Origin of the sequence: Streptomonospora mangrovi (genome assembly GCF_027604915.1) — a bacterium.
Taxonomy (GTDB): Bacteria; Actinomycetota; Actinomycetes; order Streptosporangiales; family Streptosporangiaceae; genus Streptomonospora; species Streptomonospora mangrovi.
This window is the reverse complement of the sequence record NZ_JAJAQC010000024.1, coordinates 38,904-65,796: the sequence shown is the minus strand read 5'-3', so window position 1 is coordinate 65,796 and position 26,893 is coordinate 38,904. Positions and strand designations below refer to the sequence as shown.

General features: G+C 75.4%; 19 protein-coding genes. 10 read left to right on the top strand and 9 right to left on the bottom strand.

The features are described from left to right. Positions 1 to 138 precede the first annotated feature (138 nt). Positions 139 to 1,164, top strand: a complete 1,026-nt coding sequence (locus LG943_RS14890) for a nitronate monooxygenase (protein ID WP_270072877.1) — start codon at positions 139 to 141, stop codon at positions 1,162 to 1,164. A gap of 129 nt (positions 1,165 to 1,293) precedes the next feature. Here LG943_RS14890 and LG943_RS14885 read toward each other — a convergent pair whose 3' ends face one another. Beyond that, on the bottom strand, positions 1,294 to 2,169 hold the full coding sequence (locus LG943_RS14885; RefSeq protein WP_270072876.1) for an alpha/beta fold hydrolase: 876 nt from the start codon (positions 2,167 to 2,169) through the stop codon (positions 1,294 to 1,296). Positions 2,170 to 2,494: 325 nt separating this feature from the next. On the opposite strand from LG943_RS14885, the gene LG943_RS14880 reads away from it, so the two are divergent. From LG943_RS14880 to LG943_RS14870, 3 genes are all read left to right on the top strand, one after another. After that, the gene (locus LG943_RS14880; RefSeq protein WP_270072875.1) at positions 2,495 to 2,716 is read left to right on the top strand and encodes a DUF3099 domain-containing protein; all 222 of its coding nucleotides are present in this window, start codon (positions 2,495 to 2,497) and stop codon (positions 2,714 to 2,716) included. Between the two features lie 294 nt (positions 2,717 to 3,010). Continuing rightward, positions 3,011 to 3,751: a TetR/AcrR family transcriptional regulator gene (locus LG943_RS14875; protein WP_270072874.1), complete on the top strand. Its 741-nt coding sequence runs from the start codon at positions 3,011 to 3,013 to the stop codon at positions 3,749 to 3,751. Between the two features lie 158 nt (positions 3,752 to 3,909). Beyond that, the gene (locus LG943_RS14870; RefSeq protein ID WP_408648596.1) at positions 3,910 to 5,436 is read left to right on the top strand and encodes an aminopeptidase P family protein; all 1,527 of its coding nucleotides are present in this window, start codon (positions 3,910 to 3,912) and stop codon (positions 5,434 to 5,436) included. 74 nt (positions 5,437 to 5,510) lie between these two features. Here LG943_RS14870 and LG943_RS14865 read toward each other — a convergent pair whose 3' ends face one another. Continuing rightward, positions 5,511 to 6,179 carry a lysophospholipid acyltransferase family protein gene (locus tag LG943_RS14865; protein ID WP_270072873.1) on the bottom strand — a complete coding sequence of 223 codons (669 nt, stop codon included), beginning with the start codon at positions 6,177 to 6,179 and terminating at the stop codon, positions 5,511 to 5,513. A 506-nt stretch (positions 6,180 to 6,685) separates the two neighbouring features. Then, on the bottom strand, positions 6,686 to 7,615 hold the full coding sequence (locus LG943_RS14860) for a serine/threonine dehydratase (protein WP_270072872.1): 930 nt from the start codon (positions 7,613 to 7,615) through the stop codon (positions 6,686 to 6,688). A gap of 115 nt (positions 7,616 to 7,730) precedes the next feature. Here LG943_RS14860 and LG943_RS14855 point away from each other — a divergent pair, with 115 nt between their 5' ends. Further along, on the top strand, positions 7,731 to 8,633 hold the full coding sequence (locus LG943_RS14855; RefSeq protein WP_270072871.1) for a LysR family transcriptional regulator: 903 nt from the start codon (positions 7,731 to 7,733) through the stop codon (positions 8,631 to 8,633). Between the two features lie 1,718 nt (positions 8,634 to 10,351). Here the strand turns inward: LG943_RS14855 and LG943_RS14850 are convergent. Further along, a complete protein-coding gene (locus LG943_RS14850; RefSeq protein WP_270072870.1) occupies positions 10,352 to 11,254 on the bottom strand; it encodes a Gfo/Idh/MocA family protein in 903 nt (300 codons plus the stop codon). 556 nt (positions 11,255 to 11,810) lie between these two features. Between LG943_RS14850 and LG943_RS14845 the strand changes: the two genes are divergently transcribed. Beyond that, on the top strand, positions 11,811 to 12,923 hold the full coding sequence (locus LG943_RS14845) for a hypothetical protein (RefSeq protein ID WP_270072869.1): 1,113 nt from the start codon (positions 11,811 to 11,813) through the stop codon (positions 12,921 to 12,923). A gap of 100 nt (positions 12,924 to 13,023) precedes the next feature. On the opposite strand, the gene LG943_RS14840 is transcribed toward LG943_RS14845, so the two are convergent. Both LG943_RS14840 and LG943_RS14835 read right to left on the bottom strand, forming a co-directional pair. Next, positions 13,024 to 13,491, bottom strand: coding sequence for a hypothetical protein (locus tag LG943_RS14840; RefSeq protein WP_270072868.1), 468 nt, complete (start codon positions 13,489 to 13,491; stop codon positions 13,024 to 13,026). 197 nt (positions 13,492 to 13,688) lie between these two features. Beyond that, positions 13,689 to 14,678 (bottom strand): sulfite exporter TauE/SafE family protein, encoded by a 990-nt coding sequence (locus tag LG943_RS14835; protein ID WP_270072867.1) that lies wholly within the window; start codon positions 14,676 to 14,678, stop codon positions 13,689 to 13,691. 694 nt (positions 14,679 to 15,372) lie between these two features. Here LG943_RS14835 and LG943_RS14830 point away from each other — a divergent pair. After that, on the top strand, positions 15,373 to 16,590 hold the full coding sequence (locus tag LG943_RS14830; protein ID WP_270072866.1) for a CaiB/BaiF CoA transferase family protein: 1,218 nt from the start codon (positions 15,373 to 15,375) through the stop codon (positions 16,588 to 16,590). 466 nt (positions 16,591 to 17,056) lie between these two features. Continuing rightward, positions 17,057 to 19,285 carry an ADP-ribosylglycohydrolase family protein gene (locus LG943_RS14825; protein WP_270072865.1) on the top strand — a complete coding sequence of 743 codons (2,229 nt, stop codon included), beginning with the start codon at positions 17,057 to 17,059 and terminating at the stop codon, positions 19,283 to 19,285. Between the two features lie 82 nt (positions 19,286 to 19,367). Here LG943_RS14825 and LG943_RS14820 read toward each other — a convergent pair whose 3' ends face one another. Next, positions 19,368 to 22,628, bottom strand: a complete 3,261-nt coding sequence (locus LG943_RS14820; RefSeq protein ID WP_270072864.1) for an AAA family ATPase — start codon at positions 22,626 to 22,628, stop codon at positions 19,368 to 19,370. Between the two features lie 164 nt (positions 22,629 to 22,792). Between LG943_RS14820 and LG943_RS14815 the strand changes: the two genes are divergently transcribed. Both LG943_RS14815 and mmuM read left to right on the top strand, forming a co-directional pair. Then, positions 22,793 to 23,452: a ThuA domain-containing protein gene (locus LG943_RS14815; RefSeq protein WP_270072863.1), complete on the top strand. Its 660-nt coding sequence runs from the start codon at positions 22,793 to 22,795 to the stop codon at positions 23,450 to 23,452. Between the two features lie 136 nt (positions 23,453 to 23,588). Beyond that, positions 23,589 to 24,473, top strand: coding sequence for a homocysteine S-methyltransferase (gene mmuM, locus LG943_RS14810; protein WP_270072862.1), 885 nt, complete (start codon positions 23,589 to 23,591; stop codon positions 24,471 to 24,473). A gap of 127 nt (positions 24,474 to 24,600) precedes the next feature. On the opposite strand, the gene LG943_RS14805 is transcribed toward mmuM, so the two are convergent. Together LG943_RS14805 and LG943_RS14800 are read right to left on the bottom strand one after the other, a co-directional pair. Beyond that, entirely contained in the window at positions 24,601 to 25,278 is a 678-nt protein-coding gene (locus tag LG943_RS14805; protein WP_270072861.1) for a sulfotransferase family protein, read from the bottom strand. A gap of 250 nt (positions 25,279 to 25,528) precedes the next feature. Further along, positions 25,529 to 26,836, bottom strand: a complete 1,308-nt coding sequence (locus LG943_RS14800) for a serine hydrolase domain-containing protein (protein WP_270072860.1) — start codon at positions 26,834 to 26,836, stop codon at positions 25,529 to 25,531. Positions 26,837 to 26,893 lie beyond the last annotated feature (57 nt).

Sequence of the window (26,893 nt, the reverse complement as noted above, 5' to 3'; positions counted from 1 at the left end):
CGGCCTCGGCCGCAAGCCGCGCCCACGGCCGCTCGGCCCCGGCAGTCCCGGCGGCCCGGTCCCCGGGGTGCCCGATGCGGACGAACGCGCGGGCGCCCGGCGGGGGCCGCGCCGAGGTGCAGGACAGACAACCGGCTGATGGGGGTTTTGTGCATGTGGGACGGCCTGGACGTGCCGGTCGTGGCGGCGCCGATGGCGGGTGGGGCGAGCACGCCTGAACTCGTCGCCGCGGTGAACGCCGCCGGAGGACTGGGCTTCCTCGCGGGGGGCTACCTCTCGGTGGCGGAGCTGACCGGCCAGATCTCCCGGCTGCGCACCCTCACCGACCGCCCCTTCGGCGTGAACCTGTTCGTGCCCGACCCCGACACCGCCGACCCCGCCGCCATCGACGCCTACCGGCGGCGCCTGCGTCCCGAGGCCGAGCGCCTGGGTGTGGAGCCCGGCGAACCCCGCTGGGACGACGACGAGTACCCCGTCAAACTCGCCGCGCTCTTCGCCAACCCGGTGGCCGTGGTCGGCTTCACCTTCGGCTGCCCCGCGCCCGCCGACATCGCGACCCTGCACCGCGCCGGTTCCCACGTCGTCGTCACCGTCACCACCGTGGAGGAGGCCCGCGCCGCCGCCGACGCGGGCGCCGACACCCTGTGCGTCCAGGGCGCCGAGGCGGGCGGCCATCAGGGCTCCTTCCAGGACACCTACGAGCGCACCACCCCGCTGTCGGAACTGCTCGCCGAGGTCCGCCAGGCCGTGCGGGTGCCGCTGCTCGCCGCCGGAGGGATCGCCGACGGCGCCGCCGTGCGGCGCGTGCTGTGCGGCGGCGCGGCGGCCGCGCAGATGGGCACGGCGTTCCTGCGCACCCCCGAGAGCGGCGCCCGCCAGGCGCACAAGGACGCGCTCGCCGACCCGCGCTTCACCCGCACCGCCGTCACCCGCGCCTTCAGCGGGCGCCGGGCGCGCGGGCTGGTCAACCGCTTCCTCACCGAGCACGACGGGATCGCGCCCAGCGGCTACCCGCGCGTGCACCACATGACCGCGCCCATCCGGGCCGCCGCCGCGCGCGCCGGAGACGCCGACACCCTGCACCTGTGGGCGGGCGCCTGCTACGCCACAGCGGCCGAGCGGCCCGCCGCCGAGGTGGTCGGCGCGATCGCCGAAGCCCTGTAAGGGCGGCGCCCGCCCCCGACCGCCCGCCCTGACGCCCTCCCGCCCGAGGCGGTGGCCTGCCCGGGACGGCCCGCGCCCGCCGCTCCCCGGGGGGCGCACCGCTCCCCGGCGCGGCGCGCCCCGCCGTTCTCAGGCCGGGGAGTCCTCCTGGGCGGCCCGCAGGTGGTCCAGCAGCGGCGGCACGACCCGGTCGGCGGCCTCCTCGGGCAGCCAGTGCGAGGCGCCGTCCAGTTCCACGTACCAGTAGGGTCCCGCCACATGCCGCCCGGTCGCCCGCGCCGAAGCCGAGGTGTAGGCCAGGTCGTGCTCGCCCCACAGGTAGAGGGTGGGTACCGGCACCGTGTCGGCGTCGGCGGAGTCCGACGTCAGGGCCCGGTACCAGTTCAGCGCCGCCGTCAGCGCGCCCTCCTCAGAGAGCCGGGCCACGTTGTCGGCGAGCAGGTCCTGGGGGACGCGGCCCTCGTAGACGGCCGCCAACCGCTCGGCGCCGTCCGCCAGCAGGTACTCCTCGGCCGTGCCGGGCTTGCGGAACAGCCGGATGTAGCCCAGCCGCTCGCGCTGCTCGGCGGAGCCGGCCATGGCCTCGGCCAGCGCGCGCGGGTGCGGCGTGGCCAGGCTGGTCAGGCTGGCGACCCGCTCGGGGTGGTGCGCCGCCGTGGGCCAGGCCACCACGCCGCCCCAGTCGTGGCCCACCAGGTGGAACCGCTCGGCCCCCAGCGCGTCGGCGAAGGCCAGGACGTCGCCGACCAGTTCGGGCACGGCGTAGGCGGCGGTGTCGGCCGGGCGCGCGCCGGGGGAGTAGCCGCGCTGGTCCACGGCCACCGCGCGGAAGCCCGCCCGGGAGCACGCCGCCAGTTCCTCGCGCCAGCAGGTGGCGAACTCGGGGAAGCCGTGCAGGAACAGCACCAGCGGCCCGTCGGCGGGTCCGGCCGCCAGCGCGTCGAAGACGAGGTCGCCTCGGCGCAGGGTGAGCGCCTGGGTGTCGGGTGCGAGGGTGGGGCCCATGTGTCCGCCTCCTGCCGTCGGGGTTGCGGGAAGGGCCACGCTACCCCCTCGCATACCGGTCGGTCGGGACGTTGGTTGGACGCTGCGGCGTCAAGGCGGTGAACGCCCGCCGACCCGCCGATCCCCGGCCGCGCCGGCCCCTCCCGGCAGTGAGGTGAGCACGCAGGTGAGCCGCTCGCGGCCGACCGTCGCGCCCTCGGGCAGCGCGACCTGGCGGCCGGGTTCCGCGGGCTCCACGGCCCCGCCCGCCGCCCGGCCGCGCCCCGGCGCTCCGCCGGTGCCGAGGGAGCCGCCGCGCCCTTGGCCGGGTGACTAGGCTTGAGGCATGAAACGGCGCGTGCGCCGCTACGCGTGGCTGATGGGCACCTGCCTGGTCCTGTTCGGCGGGTCGCTGCCGGTGTACTACCTGCTCGGCTCGGGCTGGGCGCTGGCCATGTGCGCGGTGGCCATGGTGCTGCCGCCCATCGCGGTCATCATCGGCAACACCGCCGACCCCGACGACCCGCGCGACCACGACGCCGGGTACGGCCCCAACGCCGAGCGCTAGGGGTTCGGGCCGAGGCAGCGGGCGCCCAGACCGCTCGCGTCGCGGGCGTCCCATCGGGGCGGCGCCGGCGTCGGCGCCGGGTCCCGTGAGCGCCTGAGCCTGAGCGCCCCGGCCGCACCCGCGCCCCGTCCGCGACGGCCCGGTGCCTCCTCCCGCCCTGCCCTTCCACCCGCCCTTTTCGCCTCCGCCGGTTCTGTCGGCGCCCTTCGGTACGATCGCTCGACGCGCGCTGTGCGCAGAAATCGGCGGGAATGTCAAGGGACGCGGCGGAGTCCGCGAGAGGGGAGGGCGGCGGTGGACGGCTCACTAAGGCGGACACCGGCGCAGCGGCGCAGCCGGGCGCGGGTCGAACGGCTGGTCGAGGCGGCCGAGGCGGAGTTCGCCGAGGTCGGCTACGACTCCGCCAGCACCAGGAGCATCGCGGCCCGGGCCGAGACCTCCATCGGGTCGCTCTACCAGTTCTTCCCGCACAAGCGGGCGCTGCTGGACGCCGTCGCCGCGCGCCACCTGGCCGCGCTGGACCAGGTCACCGCGGCCGCCTCGGGCGCCGCCGCGGGCCACCCCGCCCTCACAGTCCCCACTGAACCCACCGGCCCCGCCGATCCCGCCGAGGCTGCGTCCGCCCGCCTCTCCGCGCCCGCCGACGCCCCCGGCACCGCGAGCGCCTCCGCGAGCGCGGCCGTGGGCGCCAACCTGCGCACCGTCCACGGCGCGGTGGTCGAGGGCGTCATCGACTACACCGCAGCCCACCCCGGCGTCCGGCCGCTGCTGTGCCCGGTGTTCCCCTCCCGCGACCTCACCGAGATCGCCGCGTCCATGCAGGCGGCGATCGCCCACCGCGTCGAGAAGGCGTTCGCGGGCGCGGGCGTGGCCCCCGACCGCTGCGCCCCGGCCGCCGAGGTCTACGTGCGCGTCCTGGCCGCCCTGCTGTGGCACGCCGTCGACGCCGAGGGCGTGCGCCGCCCCGACTCCTGCCGCGAACTCCGCACCGTCCTGGGCGCCTACGTCGAAGCCCTCCTGCCCGACCCGGCGTGAGCGCGGACCGGTGAGGGCCGCCCTCCGCCGTCCGCACCCGGTTGTCCACAGGCCGCGCCGCGCGCCGGACCGGCCGTGGACCTCCGCCCTAGGATGGAAGGCAGGGGCGCCGCCGGCGCTCCCGCCCGTCCGGTTTTTCCAGGTCAGGAGGCACCACCGTGAGTGAGCACCGCAGCACCCGTCCCCAGGCCCAGGAGCGCGCCGCCTCCGAGGTCCCCGAGACTCCGGTGTTCACGCCCCGCAAGAACGGCCAGGCCCAGAACGTGTCCGACGAACTGGCCGCCTGGATGCGCACCGGCTGGGCCGACACCGAGATCCGCGACCTCGAACCCCTGGAGCAGGCCGCCTACACCGCCAAGCGCCGCGCCGCCCTCAGCGCGCGCTTCCCCGGCGAGCGCCTGATCATCCCCTCCGGCAGCCTCAAGACCCGCTCCAACGACACCGAGTACCCCTTCCGCGCCTCCTGCGACTACGTCTACCTCACCGGCGACCAGTCCGACGACGGCTGCCTGGTGTTCGAGCCCCGGCCCGGCGGCGGCCACGACACCACCGTGTACCTGCGCCCGCGCTCCAACCGCGACAACGGCGAGTTCTGGCTCGACGGCCACGGCGAACTGTGGACCGGGCGGCGCAACAGCCTGGGCGAGGCGTCCCAACTCCTGGGCCTGGCCACCCACGACGTCCGCGAACTGGCCGATGTCCTGCGCGCCGCGCCGCCCGCGCCCACCCGCGTCCTGCGCGGCCACGACCCCGCCCTGGAGGCGGTCGCGGCCGGCCTGGCGCGGCCCGAGGGCGCCGCCGACCTCGGCGACCCCGCCGAGCGCGACGAGGAACTGGCCATCGCCCTGCACGACCAGCGGCTGGTCAAGGACGAGTGGGAGGTCGCCCAGCTCCAGCGGGCGGTCGACTCCACCGTGCTGGGGTTCGGCGACGTCGCGGCGGTCCTGCCCAAGGCCCAGGCCACCTCCGAGCGCTACATCGAGGGCACGTTCTTCCTGCGTGCCCGGGTCGAGGGCAACGACGTCGGCTACGGCACCATCGCCGCCTCCGGCCCGCACGCCACCACCCTGCACTGGACCCGCAACGACGGCCCTGTGCGCGCCGGCGACCTGCTGCTGCTCGACGCCGGCGTGGAGACCACCACCCTCTACACCGCCGACGTCACCCGCACCCTGCCCGTCTCGGGCCGGTTCACCCCGGTGCAGCGTCGGGTCTACGACCTCGTCTACGCCGCCCAGGAGGCCGCGCTCGCGGTGGTCGCCCCGGGGCGGCCCTTCACCGAGTACCACGAGGTCGCCCAGCGCGTGCTGGCCGAGGGGCTGGTGGCCTGGGGGCTGCTGGAGGGGCCGGTGGACCGGGTGGTCGAACTCGGCCTCCAGCGGCGCTACACCCTGCACGGCACCGGGCACATGCTCGGCCTCGACGTCCACGACTGCGCCAAGGCCCGCACCGAGGTCCACCTCTACGGCGACCTCGAACCGGGCATGGTCCTCACCGTCGAACCCGGTCTGTACTTCCAGGCCGACGACCTCACCGTGCCCGAGGAACTGCGCGGTATCGGCGTGCGCATCGAGGACGACGTCCTGGTGACCGCCGAGGGCAACCGCGTGCTGTCCTCGGCCCTGCCGCGCAGCGCCGACGACGTCGAGGCGTGGCTGGCCGAGCGGCTGCCCAGCGCCGGCTGACCCCGGCGGCGCCCGCCGGGCTCCGCCTCGCGCCTCGCGCCCCGCGTGCCGCGCGGGGTCCCGGCCCGGCGGCCTCAGCCCTCCTGGGAGCGCTCGTTGTAGACGCCGGCCTCCTCCTGACCGGTGAGGCGCTGGATGGCCGCCATGATCTCGTCGGTCACCTGGCGGCGCGCCCGGCCGGTCTTGAGGTGGTCATAGCCGGTGGAGAAGTCCAGCGGCGCGCCGAACCGCACCGTGATCGGGCTGATCCGGGGCAGGCGCGCGCCGATCGGCTGGATGCGCTCGGTGCCGATGAGCCCCACCGGCACCACCGGCGCCCCCGAGGTCAGCGCCAGGTGCGCCACCCCGGTGCGGCCCCGGTAGAGCCGGCCGTCGGGCGACCGGGTGCCCTCGGGATAGATCGAGAACACGCCGCCGTCCTTGAGGCAGCGCAGACCCAGTTCGAGGGCGTCGACGGCCTCGCGGCCGGTGCCGCGCCGCACCGGCACCGCGCCCAGCGCGGTGAACGCGGCGCGCGACATGCGGCCCTTCACGCCCGTCCCGGTGAAGTACTCCGCCTTGGCGAGGAACCGCACCCGCCGGGGCACGGCGAGCGGGATCACCACGCTGTCGCAGAAGGACAGGTGGTTGGCGGCGAGGATGACCGGGCCGTCGGCGGGGATGTTGGCCAGCCCCTCGATGGTCGGCCGGTACAGCACGTGCCCCACCCGCGCACTGACCACCCGCGCCGCGTCGTACCACATGCCGTCTCCCCCGAGTCTCGCGCCCAACGCCCCGCACAATGTAGTACCGGCGGCGCCGGGCGGACCACGCGGGGAGCGCGTCCACCCGGCGGGCGGCACCGATCCCCGCGCACGCCGCGCGTGCGGATCCATGCCGCAGCAGGGGCGCAACCGGGGGACTCGGTGATCATACGCGCACGCCGCAGCCCGCCCCGCCGCCGAGGGCTTCGGGCGCTCCAGGAGTCTCGGGAACCTCGAAACTCCGGGCGTTGGCCGGGGCGGCCGGGCCGCTGAGGGTGTTTCATGGGATCGCCCGTAGCGAGCGGCGCTCTCGCGTGCGCCCCGCGCGGGGCAGCGGACAGGGACCGGCGCCGCTCCCGCAAGGCCGGGGGAGGAGGGAGTCAGGGCGGTTCCCTGTCGACCGACGACGCAGCGAGACCGAGAATCCCTACCCGACGCGGCCGCGCGGTAGGGCGAGTATCCATGGAAGACGCGCCCCGGCCCCGCCGGGGACGGCCTCGGCCGGGCTAGCGGCCCGGGGTCCAGTCGGCGTTGGCGCCGCAGACGACCAGGCAGACGTGGGCGCCGGGCACCCGCCCGGCCAGCCACGCGGCGAAGGGGACCGCCGCCGCCGGTTCGGCCGCGATGCGGAACTCCTCCCACAGGCGGTCGCGCGCGGCGACGATCTCCGCGTCGGTCACCAGCGCCGTGGCCACCGGGTTGCGGCGCAGCACCGCGAAGGGCACATCACCCATCCGCGCCGCCCCCAGCGCCGAGGAGGCCACCGAGTCCACCGGCGTGGCCACCGGCTCGCCCGCCGCCAGGGCCGCGTGCATGGACCGGCAGCCCTCGGGCTCCACCGCCGTCACCGTGCGGTCCCCGGCGCCCAGCCGGACGCCGGCCACCAGCCCGCCGCCGCCCACGGCCACCGCGATCGCGTCGCACTGCGGGGCGTCCTCGGCGATCTCCGCGCCGATCGTGCCCTGCCCGGCGACCACGTCGGGGTCGTCGTAGGCGTGCAGGTAGCGCAGCCCTTCGGCGCGGGCGCGGGCCACCGCCGCCTCGGCGGCCTCGGCGTAATGGGCGCCCACGCGCACGAGTTCGGCCCCCGACTCCTCCAGGCGGCGCGCCTTGACCTCGGGCACGGTCTCAGGGACGTAGACCAGCGCCTCCACGCCCAGCATCCGCGCCGCCGTGGCCACCCCCAGGCCGTGGTTGCCGCCGGAGGCCGTGACCACGCGCGCCGGCCGGTCGGCGGCCAGCAGCGCGTTCAGCGCCCCGCGCAGCTTGAAGGCGCCGGTGGTCTGCAAGTGCTCCAGCTTCAGGGACAGCGGACGGCCGTCCACGGTGGCCGAGAGCACCGGCGTCCGGCGGGCGTAGGGGGCGATGCGGCGGGCGGCGTCGGCGACGTCGGCGGGCGTCGGCAGGGCGGCGGTGGCGGCGCTGGGAGTACTCATGTCTTCACCCTGCCCCTCCCGGGGCTTAAGTTAAAGTTGGCATTGCTAACGATGATTAAGCGCTGCTTGGGTCGGCCCGGGGGCTGGCCGGGGCGCGCGAAGGCGGGTGGCTGCCGTGCTCGACGCCGACCGGGTCCGCGTGCTGGTCGAGATCGCCCACGCGGGCTCCATCACCGCCGCCGCCGAGCGCATGTCCTTCACCGCGCCGGCGCTGTCCCAGCAGCTCACCAAGCTGGAGCGCGAACTCGGGTGCGTGCTGGTCGAGCGCTCCCGCAGCGGGGTGCGGCTCACCCGCGCCGGGCGGGTGCTGCTGGCCTACGGCGAACGCGTGGTGGGGGAGCTGCGCGACGCCGAGGCGGCGGTGCGGGCGGCGGCGGGGGAGGCCCCCACGCGGCTGTCGCTGGGCGCCTTCACCAGCGCCGGCAAGCACCTGGTGCCCGGCGCGCTCGCCGCCTTCGGCCGGGCGCACCCCCAGGTGCGGCTGTCCCTGACCGACGTCGAGCCGCCCGACGGCTTCGGCCTGGTGACCTCCGGCGAACTCGACCTGCTCATCACCCACCGCTACCCGGGTGTCGACCCGCCGGCGGCCACGGGGCTGCACCGCGAGCGGATCCTGGTCGACCCGCTGCTGCTGGTCCTGCCCGAGGGGCACCCGGCTGCGGGCGCGCCCCGGCGGCTGGCCGACCTCACGGGGGAGGAGTGGATCTGCGGCGCCCCCGGGATCTCCAACCGGGTGGCGCTGGAGGCCGCCGCCGAGGCCGAGGGCGTGCAGGTGACCGTGGCCTACGAGACGCGCGACTACGAGGTGATGCTGGCGCTGATCCGCGCCGGCGTGGGGATCGGGCTGGTGCCCCGCATGATCCTGGACGCCGCGCCCTCCGGCGGCTGGGTGGCGCGCCCCCTGGCGGGCGTGCGTCTCGCGCGGGAGATCTCACTGGTCCACCGCCGCCGCCCGCCCGCGCCGGTGCCGGCCATGGTGGACATGCTTCGCCGCTCGGCCCGCCGCACACCCGCGTGATGAAACCCGGCGACGCCGACATTTCCCGCGTCGGGTATTGGACCGCGCCCGCCGTGGACCGGGCACGGGAAAGTCGCGAATGGCGACGGCGGGACGCGCGGCGCCGCAATTCGAGGGCGGCGCGCACTACCGGATTTCGCACCGAGGAGCACGCAGAAACGCCGGGCCGCCCCGAGACGGGGACGGCGAAAGCGCGCCCGGGAATGGCGAAAGCGATTTCCCAAGCAAGGCGCTGCCGAAGGCCGGGCAGGTCCGCGCGGAGCGCAGGAGGGAGACCGGGGGCGGCGTCCCTGTTTTCGCTGTTCAGAGGGCCTTTCGGGTGTGCGACAGGTCGCCGCTGAGAGGTGAGGGCCGCGCCGGTCGGGCCACATCATCACCTCAGGAGAGACCCCGGTGGCGGGCGCCGCCGGCAACACGGCTCGCCGGGCGCCGGTGCAAGGGCCGCAAGACGGAAGCGCGCGCGGCCCCGGGCCGACGCGGCAACCACTCCCGGTCCATATGCGGGCCGCCGGGTGGGCTTCGCCGTCAGGTGGGAGACAAGCCGCCGCCGAGGCGGGGGAGGAGCGTGGTGGTCGTCCCATCGCCCTGAGCGAGACGGTCCGGGCGCTCAAGGAGTGAGGTCTCGTGCTGACGGGACGGTGGCCGTCCGGTCGGGCGTCCCGCGCGAAGACCGCGACAGTCGCGGAGGTATGGCAGTACGCGGCCCGGGGCCGGTGCGGCAGTCCCTCGCGGGCCGGGGGGAGGGTAGCTGTCTGGTGGACTTCGGTGCCGGGTGGCTCGGCCCAGGCGGGCGACGGCCGGGCCGCGTCACTGCGCAGGGACGGTCGAGGCGCGGGATGAGACGGTCTCGACCCGGCGGGACGGCGGTTGGCCGTCCGGGTGTCCCGTGCAGGGGCCGGGGCGGGGTTGCCTTCGCGGCGAGGCGAGGGTGTCGGGATGGGTCGAGAAGCCTCCCCTAAGGGGGGCTCGGGTGGGCGCGTCCGATTCGGGCAGTTTGGAATCTACGTCATAAAGGCGAGTTTTTTGACATCCCATTCCGCCGAACCCTTCACCCAAGGCACTGACCACTGGCCACGACGGCGCTCCGGGTCGCCTCCGGCGCGCACTGACCTGGGAGTTTTCGGCATCACGGCCGCCGCGCTGGCCCGCGCGCGAGACACCCGGGTGGGCGTGCCGCGCGGAGGCCGAGGTGGTCGCGGCGGCGCGGGAGCGCGCGCGGTGGATGTCGGGATGGCAGCGCGTCCGGCCCTGCGCATGGCGCGGCAGGCAGCAGGCGGCTCCCGGGTCGTGGACGAGTGGCCTTGCCCCCACGGGGCGGAGGCGGGCGGCGCTTCGCCTGCTCGCCGTCCTGCCCGGCCTGAGGCGCCCTGCGGTGTGTGCGTGGCCGGCCCTCCCACAGCGGGGCGGAAGGGCAGGCCACGGGTGGGCGGAGGCGGGGGGATGGCGGAGTGGTGGGCGCGACCGTCTCCGGAACGGTCCGGCGACCGGCCGCGCTTTTACTCCGCGCGGACGTGCTCCGCATGCGGCATCCGTGCGGGTCGGCCGCGCCGCGCAGCCGTCACCGAAACGAGCGGTCTTCGTGCAACGCCGCGCGCGTCCTTCCTGCGGCCGTTCCCCACCTGGCTGGGGAGCGAACAGAAACGCGGCTGCTGTCCCCGCACTTCGCACTTCTCGTTTTCACCAGTACTGAATTCGGTTCAGCAATGTGCGGGCGCTTATCACTCCACCGCCACCGTGCGGCGCTCGGTCACCGCGCGTTCCGCCGCCTCCAGTACGCGTACGACCTCGCAGCCGAAACCGATGTCCAACGCGCTCGGCCCGCCGCCCGACAGCGTCTTGCGCAGTTCGTCGATCGCGGCGGTGAACGCCGCCACCGGTGTCTGCGCGTCCTTGGGCGGCGACACCACGCCGTGCTCGCCGTGGAACACGAACTCCCAGCGGCGGCCCGCGCTCGCCGCGTCCAAGGTGAGGGCCAGCGCGCTCACCGCGCCGCCCTCGTGGCGCAGCAGCGCGTGCGTGGTGGCGTTCGGTCCGGCGACGGCCGTGGCCTCGGCCACCGGCCCCAGTACCGGAAGCAGCAGCGACAGCGCGTGCGGGCCGATGTCCCACAGCCCGCCCTTGCGCCGCCGCCACGGCGAGTTCGCATAGGGGCTGCCCGGCCGCAGCGCGTCGGCCAGCAGGGTGGCCTGCGCGCCGGTCCAGCCGCCGGTGGCCGCCGTCTCCCGCAGGAACGCGTCCATGGCGGCGGAGAAGCGCATCGTGAAGAACACGACCGAGGCGAGGCCCCGCCGCCCGGCCTCGGCGGCGAGCGCGGCGGCCGCGTCGCCCGACAGCGCCACGGGCTTGTCCAGCAGCAGGTGGCGCCCCGCCCGCGCCGCGCGCAGGGCGAGTTCGGCCTGGACGTCGGGCGGCAGCGCCACGGCCACGGCGTCGACGTCGCCGATCAGGACGTCGGCGTCGGTGTAGGCCCGCGTGTCGAGGTGGTCGGCCAGCGCCTGGGCGCGCCCGGCGTCGCGCCCCCACACTCCCACCAGGTCGACGTCGGGATGGGCGGCCAGCGCGGCGCCCTGCGTCTCCCTGGCCCAGTAGCCCGTGCCCAGAAGTCCCGTCCTCAGCCCCATGCGGTGGCTCCTCTCCGGTGGTGCGGCCCCGGTGGCGGTCACGGCCATTCTTCCCAACCGGGCGGGGCGGCCGTCCGCCGGGAGGCGCGTTCTGCGGCGCGCCCGGATCGGCGCCGGCCGCGCGGACCGCGCCGGACGGGCTGGGCGGGCCGGGGGAATGCGCAATTGCGCGCGGCGCTCGCCCGCCCGACGTTTTCCACGGCAATTGGCGGCCTGCGCGCGCGAAGGAACACACGCATATATCGGCGAGCACGCAACGGGCGCCCCTGTTTTCCGGTACACCGTGAATGGTGACCCCAGACAATGGCGCGATGTGGTCAAGAGGTTGCGCGTTGCGTTGTGATTTGATTATTGTCTGTAGCGGACGGAAAAGGGCGGCGCCATACGGATCACTGTATGTCTGGTTAGCGTGGCCAATGGGAAAATGCCCCATCCGGTTGGCGTCGGCGCCCACCCTCGTGTGTCGGCGCGTTCGGAGTGCCGCCTCGGCGGCGCGGCGTCGGGGCTCGTCCCGCGATGCGGTGAACGGGCGCCGACCGGCGAAGGAAACAGGTACATGAGCGAATCCGCACCGCAGATCGACCTTGAGCTGTTCCGGCTCTGCCTCGACGCCGAGGAGGACGATCTGGCGGACCTCATGGCGGCCGCGCGCGCCACCGCGCCCAACCTGCCGCACCTGCTGCTGTCCATCCTGCACCGCGACGGCCACCCGCTGGGCAGTGGCGCGCGCGACGAACTACGCCGGGCGCGCCGCCGGGCCGAGGACTACCGGGGCCTGCACCGCGTCCTGGCGGCCGAGGTCGGCTGCCGCGTCCTCAAGGGTCCGGCGCTGGGGGAGCTGTACCCCGACGGCCTGCTGCGGCCCGTGGGCGACCTCGAACTCGCCGTGGCCGACGAGCCCTCGCTGTGGCGGGCGGTGCGCCGGGTGCGGCGGGAGCGGCCGGTGCAGCGCATCGACGTCTGCCTCATGGGCTCCGACCACCGGCACGTGTCGGCGGTGCTGCACTGGCCCTCGCTGGACCCGCTGCTCGACGGCCCCCACCTGGTCGAGATCCGCACGGCGGCGCTTCCGGGCAACTTCCGCACCGTCGTGCCGCGCACCCGGCTCCCCGAGCACCCGTGGACCGCCGGGCTGCTCGCCGTGGCCGAGGAGCGGTTCCAGCGGCCTTTCGGCCCCAGGGACGCCATGGACATGTTCGCCCTGGCCGGCGCCGACTGCGCGCCCGGCCCCGAGGCGGTCGCCGAGCAGATGGCCGGGCTGCACATGGAGCCCGAGGTGGTGGAGTTGCTGCACTACGCCGGCTCGCGCGCCGAGCTGGGACCGCTGGAGGAGTTGCGCTACCTCATCGCCGACGCCGCCGACCGCGAGGTCCAGCGCCGCGAGGAGGCCGAGGCCCACGGGATGGCGCTGGCGGCGGCCTGGGAGGGCGGAAACGGGGAGACCCCGCAGAGCCGGGCGGGCGGCCTCCCGATTCACGGGCTGCCGCTGCGGTCGGTGGAGGCCGGGCGCGAGGACTGGCAGCGGGTGCGGCTGAGGGATTTCGACGAGGGCACGCTGCTGCTCACCCCGGTGGGCGACTACCTGCTCGCCGGGCGGCCGCTGGTGAGTTCGGCCCAGTACGACTCCGCGTGCCGCGAACTCGACCGCCTGGACGCGCTCGCGGGCTGACTGGCGGGGCGATGGGGCGGAGGGTGCGGCGGTGGGTCGTCCGGGTGGGTGGTCATCGGGTCTCTCGTTGATGCCCCTGTGGCCGCCTTCGGTGGGTGCGTCAGGACGGCTCGGCCAACTGCCGTGCCAGTCGTTCCAGTCCGCTCCGGATGAGCTGCGCGTAGTCGTCGCCGCCGAGTGCGCCCATGTGCGCTCGGGCCTGGTGCAGGTGGCCGCGGGCGCGGTTGAGATCGCCCAGTTTGCGGTAGCACTCGCCGAGGTTCAGGTGCAGCGACGGGAGCAGCCCCGCCACCGGCAGCGGCACGCCGGCCTGCGCCACGCGGTCGTCGGTGATGTGCTCGACGGCGGCGAGCGCGCGCAGGTCCCACGTCAGCTCTTCGCGCACGTCGTCCTGCACGTCGGCCATGGAGTGGGCGAGGACGCAGACATGCAGCGGGTCGCCGCTCTCACCGCCGATGTCATCCCAGATCCGCGCGAACAGGTCGCGCGCGGCCTCGCGTCGGCCCTGGCGGTGGTGCAGGTCCACCCCTTGGCCGATCCGCGCGAGTGTCGGGTCGTCGGCGGGCATCGGCGGCTCCTCCACGGTCGCGGGCGACGGCGGTCAGCCTACGCTCCTGGCGTTGTGCCGATGGCCGTGGTGGGGCGCCGGTGAAACGGGTGGAGGGCGGCGTGGCCGTGGGGCCGCGCCGCCCTCCCGGGTGCCCCGCCCGGACCCGCGCTGCCGGGCGGAGCGGGGGACGCGCCGGGGCGCGTCGGTTCGGCGGCTCAGTCCAGCGTGGCGGAGGGAGCGGGGGAGGTTGGGCGCGCGGGGGTGTCGGCCTCGGCGGCCGGGGCGGCCTCGGCCGGGGCCGGGGGCTCGGGGTCGGGTTCGGGGGTCGCGGCGGCGGCTTCGCTGCGGCGCTCGATCAGGTGGGCGCGCACCGACCAGGCGATGGCGCCCGCCCACACCAGGGCGAGGACCACGTAGACGACCGTCCGCAGGGCGGGTGCCGTGGAGAGGGCGTCCAGCAGGGTACGGGCGTTGGTGAGGACGATCAGGCCGCCCACCGCCGAACCCAGGACGCGTGAGGGCACGTGCCGGACGATCCAGGCGGCGATGGGTGCGGCGATCACGCCGCCGACGAGCAGGCCCAGAGCCCAGAGGAGGTTGACGCCGGCGCTGCCCAGGCCCACGAGGAATCCGACGCTGGCGGCGATGGCGACGATGAACTCGCTGGTGTCGATCGAGCCGATGACCCTGCGCGGCTCGATGCGGCCGCTGGCCAGCAGCGCGGGGGTGCCCACCGGCCCCCACCCGCCGCCGCCGGTGGCGTCGAGGAACCCGCCGACCAGGCCCAGCGGGGTGAGGAAGCGGCGGCGCACGGGCTTGCCGAGCCGGCCCTTGGGCATGCCCCAGGCGGTGAAGCGCACGAGGACGTAGGCGCCCAGCGCCAGCAGGATGCCGGCCATGATCGGGGCGGCGGCCTCGGTGGAGAGCGAACTGAGGAAGGTGGCGCCGGCGAACGCGCCGACGGCACCCGGGAGCGCGATGCGGCGGACGACCTTCCAGTCGACGTTGCCCAGTCGCCAGTGGGAGACACCCGAGGCCAGCGTGGTGCCGATCTCGGCGAAGTGGACGGTGGCCGACGCGGCGGCGGGGTTGGTGCCGACAAGCAGCAGCAGTGTGGTCGAGGTGACGCCGTAGGCCATGCCGAGGCTGCCGTCGACCAACTGGGCGAGTAAGCCCACAAGGGCGAGGAGGACGAGGGTCTGCATGCGCGGCTTCCCGTTTGCGAAGTTTGTCTACCGGTTCAGTGGAGATGCTAATCCTCCTTTCCCTACTGGACAAGGGGAAAATATGCTCACCTGCACGTGAGGGACATCTCCACCCGAAGTGCGGCAGGAAGGACGGGCTCGCCTCACCGGTCCCACGGGGGTGGGGTGGCACCTGCCGCCCCGGGGAGGATGGGGGTCGGCGCCCTGGGGTGGGGGAGGGGCGCCGGGGCGCCGCCGGCGGCCGGCGGGGCGGTATGCTCCCAGGTCGCGCCTGGTGTCGCCCCGGGGAGGGGAGCGTCTTCGCGGTCGGGCGGGTGTGTCGTGCTGGGTCGAGAAGCCTCCACCGAGAGTGGCTCGACGGACGTGTCCGAATTCGGGCGGTTTGGAATCTACGTCATAAAGGTGAGCTTTTTTGGATGTGCTCCCCTTCAGATTCTCTACGTAGAGCACTGATCACCGGCCACGACAGCGCCCCGGGCCGCCTGCGGTGTGTGCTCCCCGCCCTCGCCCCAGATGCGTGCTCTGACCTGGCGGTTCGCGGCGTCACCCGCCATCGGTGCGGGTGACGCGGGGGGCGATCACCGCGGGCGCGGGGCGGAACTGGAGAATACGCAGGACGCGGTCCGTCACCGAGCGGCCCGCGATGCGGCCTGCCTGGTCGGGGGGCTGCGGGATCGAGGAGACGAGAGGACTGATGGGCGTGGGCGCGGACCCAACCGATGTCGTGGGACCACTGAGCGGAATCGTCGTCGTAGACCTCTCGCGGGCGCTGGCCGGTCCGCACGCCGCGATGCTGCTCGGGGACCTGGGCGCGCGGGTGATCAAGGTGGAGCAGCCCAGGACCGGCGACGACACCCGTAGTTGGGGGCCGCCGTTCGTGGGGCCGGAGGACGAGCGCATCAGCACCTACTTCCTCTCGTGCAACCGCAACAAGGAGTCCATCGAGCTGGACCTGAAGTCCGACGACGGCCGCGACGTGCTCACCCGGCTGGTGCGCGCCGCCGACGTGCTGGTGGAGAACTTCCGCCCGGGGGTCCTGGACCGGCTGGGGTTCTCCGCCGAGCGGCTGGCCGAACTCAACCCGCGCCTGGTGCTGTGCTCCATCAGCGGGTTCGGCCACGACGGCCCCGAGGGCGGTCGGTCGGGCTATGACCAGATCGCCCAGGGCGAGGCCGGCCTGATGAGCCTGACCGGGCCCTCCGCCGACCAGCCCACCAAGGTCGGCGTGCCCATCGGCGACCTGCTGGCGGGGATGAACGGCGCCTACGGCGTGCTCAGCGCGCTCTATGAGCGCGAGCGCACCGGGCGCGGCCGCGTGGTGCGGACCTCGCTGCTGTCCTCGATCGTGGGGGTGCACGCCTTCCAGGGCACGCGGTGGACGGTCGGCGGCGAGGTGCCCAAGGCGATCGGCAACCACCACCCCTCGATCGCCCCCTACGGCGCCTACGCCTGCGCCGACGGCATGCTCCAGGTGGCCGTGGCCAGCCAGGGCCAGTGGGCGAAGTTCGCCGGCCTGCTGGGGATCGACGCCGAGGACCCCCGGTTCGCCGACAACGCCGCGCGGGTCACCAACCGGCCCGCCCTCAACCAGGTGATCGAGTCGGTGCTGGCCACCGCCTCGCGCGACACCTGGCTGGAGCGCATCGACGGGATCGGGATCCCCTGCGGCGCGATCCGCACGATCGACCAGGTCTATGAGTGGGACCAGGTGCGTTCGCAGGGCCTGGTGGTGGGTGTGGACCACCCGGTGCTGGGCCGGGTGGAGCTGCCCGGTCCGGCCGTGCGGTTCAGCGACCCCGACGGCGCCGAGACCCGGCCCGACCACCGCCCGCCGCCCCGGCTGGGCGAGCACAACGACAGCGTGCGGGCCTGGCTCGACACGCTGGGCGGCGAGGCGGCGGCCGGCGCGTGAGGCGGTGCCCGGCGGCGGCGCGGGGGCGCCGCCGCCGGGTGCGGGCCGCTCGCAGGCGCCTGCTTCGTGCGCGGGTCCGGCAAGAGCGGGCGGCGCTGCCCCGCGCCCAAGCCGCTGCGCCGGGCCGGCGGGCGGCCGGGGGAGGACCGGCCGGGGCGGTGCGGCCGGGGCACGGCGGGAGCGGTCGCGCCGGTAGGAGGGCGGGGGAGGCACCGGCGGCGGCAGCGGGTGGTTGCCGGGCGGCGTGGTGACGCAGGGTGACGTTGTCATGCCCCTTTGGTAGCAGCCCGGCGGCCGGGCGTGCGCCGGCTGTCCACAGGGGTGCCCGCGCCGCCGCGTGCCCGCCCGGTGCCGGCGGGCCGCCGGCCGGGCGCGGTGCGCCCGCCCGCCCGCCGCCCGGTTCTGTCCCGGTTCTGTCCCTCCGCCTCGGTATATTCCGGGGCACGACCACACCGAGGGAGCCGCCATGCACCTGTCCGCGCTGCTGGACTTCGACGTCATCCCGGTCGACTCCGACGACCACGTGACCGTGCTGGTGGACGTCACGGCGCCCGAGCAGCCCAAGGACGCCGCGCGGCCCCCCGCCACCCTCCAGATCGTGCTCGACCGCAGCGGGTCCATGGGCGGCGCCCGGCTGGAGGGCGCCGTGCGGGCGCTGCTGTCGCTGGTGGACCGCCTCGACCCCTCCGACAACTTCGGCCTGGTCACCTTCGACAACCAGGCCCGGGTCGAGGTCCCCGCCGGTCCGCTGGCCGACAAGGACGACGTGCGCCGGCGCATCGCGGCCATCCGGGCGGGCGGCAGCACCGATCTGTCCAGCGGGCTGCTGCGCGGCATCCAGGAGGCCCGCCGCGCCTCCGACCGGGGCGCCACCCTGCTGCTGGTCTCCGACGGCCACGCCAACCTGGGCATCACCGACCACGCCGCCCTGGCCGACTGCGCGCGCGGCGGCTACGGGTCGGGGATCACGACCACGACCCTGGGCTACGGCCTGGGCTATGACGAGGCGCTGCTGGGCGCGGTGGCCGACGGCGGCGCCGGGGCCGCGCTGTTCGCCGAGGACCCCGACTCCGCCGCCGCCCTCATCGCCCGCGAGGCGGAGTTCCTGTTGTCCAAGACCGCTCAGGCGGTGTCGTTGCAGGTGCGCCCGGGGCCGCTGGTGGCGGGGGTGGTCGTGGCCGGGGAGCTGCCCGGCAACCTGCTGCCCGACGGCTCCCTCATGCTGGAGTTGGGCGACTTCTACTCCGGTGAGCAGCGCCGCCTGCTGCTGCGCTTCACGGTGCCGCGCATCGCGGCGCTGGGCACCGCCACCGTGGCCGACCTGGTGGCCACCTACGCCGACCCCGCCACCCTGCGCACCTACACCGCCACCCTGCCGATCTCGGTGAACGTGGTGCCCGGCGACACCGCCGCCGGGCGGGTGCCCAACCCCACCGTGCGCACCGAGGAGGCGTTCCAGCACGCCCAGACCGCCAAGCGCGAGGCCAGCGAGGCGCTGCGGGCGGGGGACCGCGAGGGCGCCGCCGGCACCCTGGAGCGGGCGCGCCGGGAGTTGGCCGAGCAGGCCGCCGCGGCGCCGCCCGAGCAGGCGGGGGAGCTGACGGCGCAGATCACCGAGCTGGACCAGTTGGCGCGGCGCGCCCGTACCGACGACTCCAGCCGGGTGTCCAAGGCCGCCTACGCCAGCCAGGCCGGCTACACCCGCCAGCGTGCCCGCATGGCCGACCTCACCGCGCAGTACCTGGCGGCCTCCCCCGGGCAGGCGCCGCCCCCGCCCGCCCCGGCGGGCGGTCCCTCGGCGGCGGCCCGCACGCGGGCCGCGCTGGAGGGGTTGTCGGTGGGCGACGCCTTCGGCGCGCTGACCCAGCGCCCGGCGGCGGCGGCGGCGGCCGCCGCGATCGCGGCGGGTGCGCTGCCGCCGGGCCCGTGGCGCTGGACCGACGAGACCGAGATGGCGGCCACGGTCGTCGACGTGCTCCTCCGCACCGGGCGGGCCGACCAGGACGAGCTGGCCCGGCTCTTCGCGGCGCGCTTCACCGAGGGCCGGGGCTACGGTCCCGGCGCCCGTGATCTGCTCGTGCGCATCGCCCAGGGCGCCGACTGGCGGTCGGCGGCCGCGGCGCAGTTCGGCGGCACCGGGTCCTACGGCAGCGGCGCGGCCATGCGGGTGGCGCCGCTGGGCGCCTACTTCGCGGGCGATCCGCGGCGCGCGGCCGAGGAGGCGGCGCGCTCGGCCGAGGTCACCCACGCCCACCCCGAGGGCGTGGCCGGGGCGGTGGCGGTGGCGGTGGCCGCGTCGGTGTGGGCGGGCGATCCCGCGCTTTCGGGCGAGGCCCTGCTGGCGGCGGTGGCCGAGCGGGTGGCGCCCGGCGGGGTGCGTTCGGGGCTGGAGCGCGCGCGGGCGCTGCTGGGCGCGGGCGCGTCCGAGGCCGCCCGCGAGCTGGGCAACGGTTCGCGGGTGAGCGCGCCCGACACCGTGCCGTTCGCGCTGTGGGCGGCGGCGGTGCACGGCGACTCGGTCGCCGGGGCGCTGCGCGCCTGTGTGGGCGTGGGTGGCGACACCGACACCACGGCGGCCATGGCGGGCGGTGTGGTGGCGGCGCGCACCGGTGTGGAGGGGGTGCCGGCGGAGTGGCGGGCGGCGCGCGAGCCGCTGCCGGACTGGCTGCCCGGGCGCGGACGCGGGCGGGGCTGAGGCCGGCGGCCGTCGAGGGGTCGGCGACGGGGCGGCGCGCCGGCCCTGTGCGGGGCGCCCCCGGTTGGGGGCGCCCGTGGGATCAGCCGATGTCCTCGGGCAGGAGGGTCTGGAGGTCCTCGGTGGTGGGTTCGGCGCCCTCGCGGGCGAGGCGCTCGATGCGCCGCGACTGGCGGGTGACGCTGTCCTCGAGCAGCTTGCGGACCTCGCGGGCGTTGCCCTCGGCGAACCGGCTCTCCTGGGCGCGCAGCACCTGCTCCACGCGCGCGGCGGTGGCGGCGGGCACCGCGAAGTCGGCCTGGGCGGCGGTGGCGGTGAAGATTCGCACCAGTTCCTCGGGCGTGTAGGAGGCGAAGGTGACCGTGCGGGAGAAGCGGGAGGCCAGGCCGGGGTTGCTGCGCAGGAACTCCGCCATCTCCTCGGTGTAGCCGGCGACGATGACCACGACCTCGTCGCGGTGGTCCTCCATGAGTTTGATGAGGGTGTCGACGGCCTCGCGGCCGAAGTCGGCGCCGCCGGCGCCCCCGCGGGTCAGGGAGTACGCCTCGTCGATGAACAGGACGCCGCCGCGGGCGCGCTCGAACACCTCGCGGGTCTGCTGGGCGGTGTGGCCGACGTAGCCGGCCACGAGGTCGGCGCGGGCGACCTCCACCACCTGGCCCTGGGCCAGGACGCCCATGGCGGCCAGCAGTTCGCCGTAGATGCGGGCGACGGTGGTCTTGCCGGTGCCGGGGGCGCCGGTGAAGACGAGGTGGCGGGAGGGCTGGGGGGCCTCCAGGCCGGCGGCCTGGCGGCGGCGCCCGGCCGACAGGAGCGCGATCATGGCCGCGACCTGCTCCTTGACCTCGGCCAGGCCGATCATGTTCTCGAGTTTGGCCAGCAGCGCCCGGGTCTGCTCCTGGTCGCGGGGGTCGCCCACGCGGGCGGCCAGGCCGGGGCCGACGAGCCCGTCGAGGTCCTCGGGCAGGATGAGCGCGAAGTCGTCGGCGGTCTCGGCGGCGGACTCCATGATGCGCTCGGCCTGGCGCTGGATGACGCCTTCGAGGACCCGGCGGGCTTCGCGTCCGTTGCCGAAGGAGGAGTCGCGCGACTGGCGGCGGAAGTGGGCGGCGACCAGGTCGCGGACGCCCTCGCCCAGGACGTAGCCCTGGGCGGCGGCCATGCCGGCGAAGATGGAGGTCAGCTCCTCGGGGCTGTAGTTCTCGAACTCCACGGTGCGCGAGACCCGCGACTTCAGCCCGGGGTTGGCCTCCAGGAAGGAGCGCATCTCGCTGGAGTAGCCGGCGAACACCACCACGACCTCGTCGCGGTGGTCCTCCATGAGCTTGATGAGGGTGTCGATGGCCTCCTGGCCGAAGTCGCTGCCGCTGCCGAAGCGCCGGGAGAGGGCGTATGCCTCGTCGATGAACAGGACGCCGCCGCGGGCGCGCTGGAAGACCTCGGTGGTCTTCTGGGTGGTCTCGCCCAGGTGCTGGCCCACCAGGTCGGCGCGGGCGACCTCGACGAAGGTGCCCTTGTCCAGGGCGCCCAGGGAGCGCAGGATGCGGCCGTAGAGGCGGGCGACGGTGGTCTTGCCGGTGCCGGGGGGACCGGAGAACACCAGGTGGCGGCTGAGGTTGAGCTTGGGCAGGCCGGCGCGCGCCCGCTTCTCGCTCACCTGCTGCATGGCCACCACCGAGCGGATCTCCTTCTTCACCCCCGCCAGGCCGGTCATGGCGTCCAGTTCGGCCAGCAGCTCCTCCAGCGGCTGGGGGCGGGGGCCGCCGGCGGCGTCGGGGTGGGCGTCGGATTCGGCGCCGGCGGCGGCCTTGACGCGGGTGCCGTCGGCGTCCTGGTCGGTGACGGCGGTGTCGTCCATCTGGAGGATGGCCTCGCGGGGGCCGACGATGCCGGGGCCCTGGCCGCCGTCGATGGTGCAGCGGACCAGCCGCAGCCGCGCCCGCTCGGTGAGGAACACCGCGCCGTTGGCGCCGCCGGTGACGGTGGTGTCGGTGAGGGTGGCGCTGGCGTTGTCCTCGACGCCGATGGCCAGGGTCTGGGTGCCGCTGATCTCGGCGTCGCTGAGGATCAGGCGGCTGCCGGAGAGGTTGACGCTGTCCTTGGCGGAGTCGGTGATGCGGGCGTCGCTGATCTCGCCGAAGCTGCCGTTGCGCAGCACAAGCCCGTTGGCGGCGCTGCCGGTGACGTCGAACCCGCGCAGGGTCAGAGTGGCGTCGTCGGAGGCGCTGACCCCCACGAAGCTGCCGGAGACCCGCAGCCCGTCGGCCTCCAGGCGGCCGCCGCTGACGTCGAGGGCGGCGTAGCCGTGCTGGTCGGGGTCGTCGCTGGGGGCGGCGTCGGCCTCCACGACGACGTCGGTGAGGGCGGTGGTGGTGTTCTTGAGCGCGATGCCGCCTTTGAGGGGGTGCTCCACGCGCACGTTCTCGCCGTCGAGGCGGCCGTCGACGACGGAGACGCCGAGGTAGGCGGGGCGGCGGGCGCGCAGGCCGGTCAGCGAGAGGGTGCCGCCCACGGCGTGGACGGCGCAGCCGGGGGAGTCCAGGATCTCGGCGTCGGTGACGCGCACCCGGCAGTCGTTCTCCACGCCGATGGAGTTGTGGTCGGCCAGGCCTCCCTCGATGCGCAGGCCGCGCAGGGTGAGGTCGGCGCCGTCCTTGGCGATGAGGGGGACGCTGGTGGTGCCGGTGATGGTGCAGTCGGCGATCTCGACGGTGGTGCGCCCGGTCACGGCGAGGGCGGGGTAGGCGGCCGACCCGGCGTCGGTGATGCGCAGGCCGCGCACGGCGGGGGAGGCGCCGCCCTCGATGAACACGGCGTTGCCGTCGGAGGAGCCGGTGAAGCTGAGGTCGCGCAGTTCGGGCGAGCAGGCGCCGGAGACGGCGAGGCGGGCGCCGGTGAAGCGGGACTCGTGGACGGCTCCGCCGGTGCGGTCCAGCAGCAGGCCGCCGCCGTGGAAGGCGCAGCGGGCGAACTCGGCGGTGGCCTGGACGGCGTTGACCCGCAGCGGGGCCTCGAAGACGGCGTCGACGGCCCGGACGACGGTGCCGGGGTGGGCGTAGAGCGGCGGGTACTCGGTGGAGGAATTGCGGACGCCCACGCCGTAGAGTTCCAGGCGGCCCGCGCGCACGTTGAAGACGTTGGAGCCGGGGACGGTGACGGTGACCGAGCCGGGGCCGGCGGTGGGCACGAGGATGACGTGGCGCCGGATGGTGAAGGGCTCGGCGGCGACGTACTCGCCGGGCTCGACGTAGAGGTACAGGTCGGTGTCGGGGTAGGTGTCCAGGACCGTCTTGAGGTCGGATGCGGCACGGCGCCGGGACTGGGAGACCTGGACCGTGTACATCCACCAGCCCTTCACGACGAGACGGCGACCGGGCGCCGGCCTGTGGTGCCGCCCGCGCCCGCAGCGCATACCTTATCGGTCTTTTAGGACGCCGTGAGCCCGGGAAGCAGGGGGGATGGCGGTGGCGGGGGCCGATGGCGGGCGGCGGTGCGTAGGGTTGGGGAATGGCAGCACGGCTCCTGGTCTTCAGCCGCACCGCCGGATACCGCCACGACTCCATCCCGGCGGGGACGACCGCGCTCACCGAGCTGGCCCGCGCCCTGGACCTGGACGCCGAGGCCACCGAGGACCCCGCCGCCCTGCGCCCCGACCGCCTGGCCGACTGTGCGGCCGTGGTGTTCCTCCACGCCTCCGGTCCGGTGCTGGACGGCCCCGCCCGCGCCGCCCTGCACGCCTACGTCCGCGACGGCGGCGGGTTCGTGGGCGTGCACGCCGCCGCCACCGCCGAGCCCGACTGGCCCTTCTACGCCGACCTCCTCGGCGCCCGCTTCACCGGCCACCCCGAGCCCCAACCGGCGCTGCTGCGGGTGGAGGACCGCACCCACCCCGCCACCGCGCACCTGGGTCCCACCTGGGCGCGCACCGACGAGTGGTACGACTTCGACCGCGATCCCCGCCCGGGCGCCCGCGTCCTGCTGTCGGTGGACGAACGCACCTACCGGGGCGGCCACATGGGCGCCGACCATCCCCTGGCCTGGTGCCGCCGCGTCGGCCGGGGCCGCGCCTTCTACACCGCCCTGGGCCACGCGTCCGAGGACTACGCCCAGGCCGACTTCCGCACCCACCTCCTGGGCGGCCTCCGCCACGCGGCCGGGCTCGCTTAGGCGTCATCACCACGGGCGCGGGGCTGAACCTGAGGTGAGCGGCCGACGGGCGGGATCGGCTCGGCGGCGCACCCTAGACGAATGCGGCACAAGCGCGGGACTGGGGTCCTCCGGGCGGCGCGCCTAGCCTGGGTGTATGGACTCCCTGCTGCCCGAACGCGGCGTCCTCGTCCTGGACGGGGGCCTGGCCACCCGGCTGGAAGACCTGGGCTGCGACCTGAGCGACGACCTGTGGTCGGCGCGGCTGCTGCAAGACGATCCCGCCCTCATCCGCCGCGCGCACCGCGACTTCTTCGCGGCGGGTGCCGACGTCGCGGTCTCCGCCGCCTACCAGGCCAGCGTGCCCGGCTTCACCCGCCGGGGCCTGGGCGCCGCCGAGGCGCGCGCCCTCATCGTGCGCTCGGTGGAACTCGCCCGCCAGGCCCGCGACGAGCACGGCGGCGGGCTGGTGGCCGCCGGGATCGGCCCCTACGGCGCGGCCCGCGCCGACGGGTCGGAGTACACCGGCGCCTACGACCTGGACGAGGACGGTTTGGTGGCCTGGCACCGCGAGCGCTGGCACCTGCTCGCCGACAGCGGCGCCGACCTCATGGCCTGCGAGACCGTCCCCTCGGCCGCCGAGGCGCGCGCCCTGGTGCGGCTGCTGGAGGAGACGCCGCACATCGGCGCCTGGGTGAGCTTCAGTTGCCGCGACGGCGAGCACATCAGCGACGGCACCCCGCTGGCCGACTGCGCCGCCGCCCTGGCCCGCCACCCCCGGGTGCTGGCCGTGGGCGTCAACTGCACCCCGCCGCGCCACATCCCGGCCCTCCTGGGCCGCATCAGCGGCGTGCCCGCCGTGGCCTACCCCAACTCCGGCGAGCAGTGGGACCCCCGCGCCCGCCGGTGGCGCGGCGCGCGCGACCCGGTCGCCTTCGGCGCGGCCGCGCGCGACTGGCGGGCGGCCGGGGCCGCGCTGATCGGCGGCTGCTGCCGCACCACGCCCGAGCACATCCGGCAGATCCGCGCCCACCTGGACTGACGCCCGCCGCTGCCCCCCGCCCTCGATCCCGGCCCCGCCCCGGCGCCGCGTACGAGGCGGCGCCGGGGCGGGGCGCGAACGGCGTGTCGGCCGGCGCGCGGGTGCCGGCCGCCTTGCGCGCGAGGGCTCAGCCGCCCGTCGTGAACGGCGAGGCCGGCGCCCGCCCCGCCTCGATGTCGGCCATGACCCGGTGCATGGCCTCGGTGTCGTTGAGGTGGGGGAACGGGGTGTCGGGCACAGGGACGCCCAGGAACTCACACAGCGGCTCCCAGCCCTGCCCGGCCTCATACACCAGCAGCCGCTCCGGCGGGACGGCTTCGACCACCGCCGCCGTGTGGGCCTCGAAGACCTCCACGGCCCGCCGCTCGTCGGGCGCCGTCCGGTTGCCGTACGTCGACTCCCAGAGGGGGCCCAGCACGCCCGCCATCCGCCGCGTCTCGGGCGGCGACGACGCGGTGGCGGCCCCGACGACCATCTCCATCTGGCGGAAGATGGTGTTGGCCATGCTGGTGTACCAGCGGTGGGGGTCGCGCACCGTCAGCAGCACCTTGGCCTGCGGGTAGGCGTCGGCGAGTTCCCGCCAGAAGTAGGAGAAGGGCCAGTCCACGCCCGAGGCGTAGCCCTCGGTCACCCGGTCCCAGTCCACCGGGTCGTCGTGGACGGCGTGCTCCCAGCGCCCCAGGTGGTCGGGGTGGGTGAGCAGTTCGAACATGTGGTAGCAGGGTCCCAGGCCGAGCTGTTCCAGCGCGGCTTTCATCGAGGTGGTACCGGTCCGCGGGAATCCCGCGCCGATGAGCTGCACCATGGTTCCTCTTTCGTCTGCGTAGGACGCGGCCGGACCGCGCCGGGCCGCTCGCGGCGGCGCCGGTGCCTCCGGCCACAGGACCCACTATGGCGCCTTGCCGTGGCGGTGCGTCGGCGGCCCGCCACCTGGAGCGACGGCGCACGTCATGGGGGGTGCGCGCGGACGGGCGCGGCGCGAAAAGGCCCGGCGCGCCCCGCCGAAGGGGCGCGCCGGGCCGGGGACCGGGGCGGTGTGCGGACCGCCCCGGCGTTCAGGGGCGCACCGGCACCCAGCCCTCCGGCGGGAAGTACCGCGCGGTCTGGTCGGCGGTGGGCCAGGTGCCCACGGCGTCGGCCGCGTCCCACAGCAGGGGGTCGATCTCGCCCCAGTCGAGGTCGTCGCCCTCCTTGCGCTGGTTGAACAGCGCGGCGATGCTCAGGCCGCCGCTGCGCATGACCAGCGTGTAGGTGCCGGGCATGCCGCCGAAGTGCCAGGTGTTCTGGCCGCCGCTGACCGGGCGCACGTACCAGCCCAGGCCGTAGTGGTAGCCGTTCCAGCCGCCGGCCTCGGGCTTGGCGTAGACCGACTTGATGGAGGCGGCGGTGAGGACCCCGGCCTCGGCCGGCTGGTCGTAGAGGTAGCAGAAGCGCACCACGTCGGCGGCCGAGCCCACCCAGCCGCCGTTGGCGAACTGGGTCTCCATGTTGAACCCGCCGTAGGGCAGGGGCACGGTGGCGCCGGAGTCGTCGACGACCGACCGGCCGGTGTACTTGGAGGTGTAGTCGACCTCGCCGGAGGTGTCCTTGGCCAGGGAGGCGCCCAGGCGCATACGGGAGATGCGCAGCGGCCCCAGGACCTCGCGTTTGACGTAGTCCTCGTAGGTGGTGCCCGAGACCGCGGCGATGATCTCCCCCGCCAGCAGGTAGCCGTAGTTGCTGTAGGCGTAGGTGGTGCCCGGCGCGTGGTCCAGCGGCTGCCCGGTGGTGTAGCGCATGATGTCCTGGCTGCTGAGGGGGTAGCCCACGCCCAGGCCCGAGGCGATGCGGGCGTCGCTCCACAGCGGGTCGAAGGAGGCGTCGCGGTCCCAGCCGCCCAGGTGCTGGAGGAGTTGGCGGACGGTGACCTGGCCCAGCCGGGGGTCGGCGCTCTGTCCGGCCGGGGGGCGCAGGGTGAGCAGGTCGGCGACGCGGGCGGTCAGGCTCAGCTTGCCCGTCTGCACCAGGCGCATGACGGCGGTGGCGGTGATCGGCTTGGACACGCTGGCCAGCCGGAAGACGTCGGTGGGCTGGGTGGTGGGCACGGCGGGGTCGTCCCAGGTGTAGCCGCGCACGTGGAGCAGTTTGCCGTTGCGGGCCACCGCCAGCGAGCCGGCGGTGATGCCGCGCGCCTGCATGTAGCTCTTCATGGTGGTGTCGAAGGACGCCATGGACGCGGTGGCGACTCCGGTGGCGCGCCAGGTGCGTTCGGCCGCGGCGGCGGGGGCGGCGGTCGCGGTGGACAGCAGGCCGCCCGCGAGCACGGCGGCGCCGGCCGCGCCCGTCGTCTTCAGCAGGTCGCGGCGGCCAAGGGCGGTGGTCACACAGCCTCCAGGTGCGGAAACGGTCGGCGACAGGGAGGGGGAGGGGGTTTCCGCGAG

Bases quoted from the DNA above. Each gene is read 5' to 3' on its own strand.
- LG943_RS14835 (WP_270072867.1), bottom strand. From the start codon at position 14,678: ATGCAGACCCTCGTCCTCCTCGCCCTTGTGGGCTTACTCGCCCAGTTG.
- LG943_RS14860 (WP_270072872.1), bottom strand. From the start codon at position 7,615: ATGAGTACTCCCAGCGCCGCCACCGCCGCCCTGCCGACGCCCGCCGAC.
- LG943_RS14825 (WP_270072865.1), top strand. From the start codon at position 17,057: ATGCACCTGTCCGCGCTGCTGGACTTCGACGTCATCCCGGTCGACTCC.
- LG943_RS14885 (WP_270072876.1), bottom strand. From the start codon at position 2,169: ATGGGCCCCACCCTCGCACCCGACACCCAGGCGCTCACCCTGCGCCGA.
- LG943_RS14865 (WP_270072873.1), bottom strand. From the start codon at position 6,179: ATGTGGTACGACGCGGCGCGGGTGGTCAGTGCGCGGGTGGGGCACGTG.
- LG943_RS14840 (WP_270072868.1), bottom strand. From the start codon at position 13,491: ATGCCCGCCGACGACCCGACACTCGCGCGGATCGGCCAAGGGGTGGAC.
- LG943_RS14820 (WP_270072864.1), bottom strand. From the start codon at position 22,628: ATGTACACGGTCCAGGTCTCCCAGTCCCGGCGCCGTGCCGCATCCGAC.
- LG943_RS14845 (WP_270072869.1), top strand. From the start codon at position 11,811: ATGAGCGAATCCGCACCGCAGATCGACCTTGAGCTGTTCCGGCTCTGC.
- LG943_RS14890 (WP_270072877.1), top strand. From the start codon at position 139: ATGGGGGTTTTGTGCATGTGGGACGGCCTGGACGTGCCGGTCGTGGCG.
- LG943_RS14880 (WP_270072875.1), top strand. From the start codon at position 2,495: ATGAAACGGCGCGTGCGCCGCTACGCGTGGCTGATGGGCACCTGCCTG.
- LG943_RS14805 (WP_270072861.1), bottom strand. From the start codon at position 25,278: ATGGTGCAGCTCATCGGCGCGGGATTCCCGCGGACCGGTACCACCTCG.
- mmuM (WP_270072862.1), top strand. From the start codon at position 23,589: ATGGACTCCCTGCTGCCCGAACGCGGCGTCCTCGTCCTGGACGGGGGC.
- LG943_RS14815 (WP_270072863.1), top strand. From the start codon at position 22,793: ATGGCAGCACGGCTCCTGGTCTTCAGCCGCACCGCCGGATACCGCCAC.
- LG943_RS14830 (WP_270072866.1), top strand. From the start codon at position 15,373: ATGGGCGTGGGCGCGGACCCAACCGATGTCGTGGGACCACTGAGCGGA.
- LG943_RS14850 (WP_270072870.1), bottom strand. From the start codon at position 11,254: ATGGGGCTGAGGACGGGACTTCTGGGCACGGGCTACTGGGCCAGGGAG.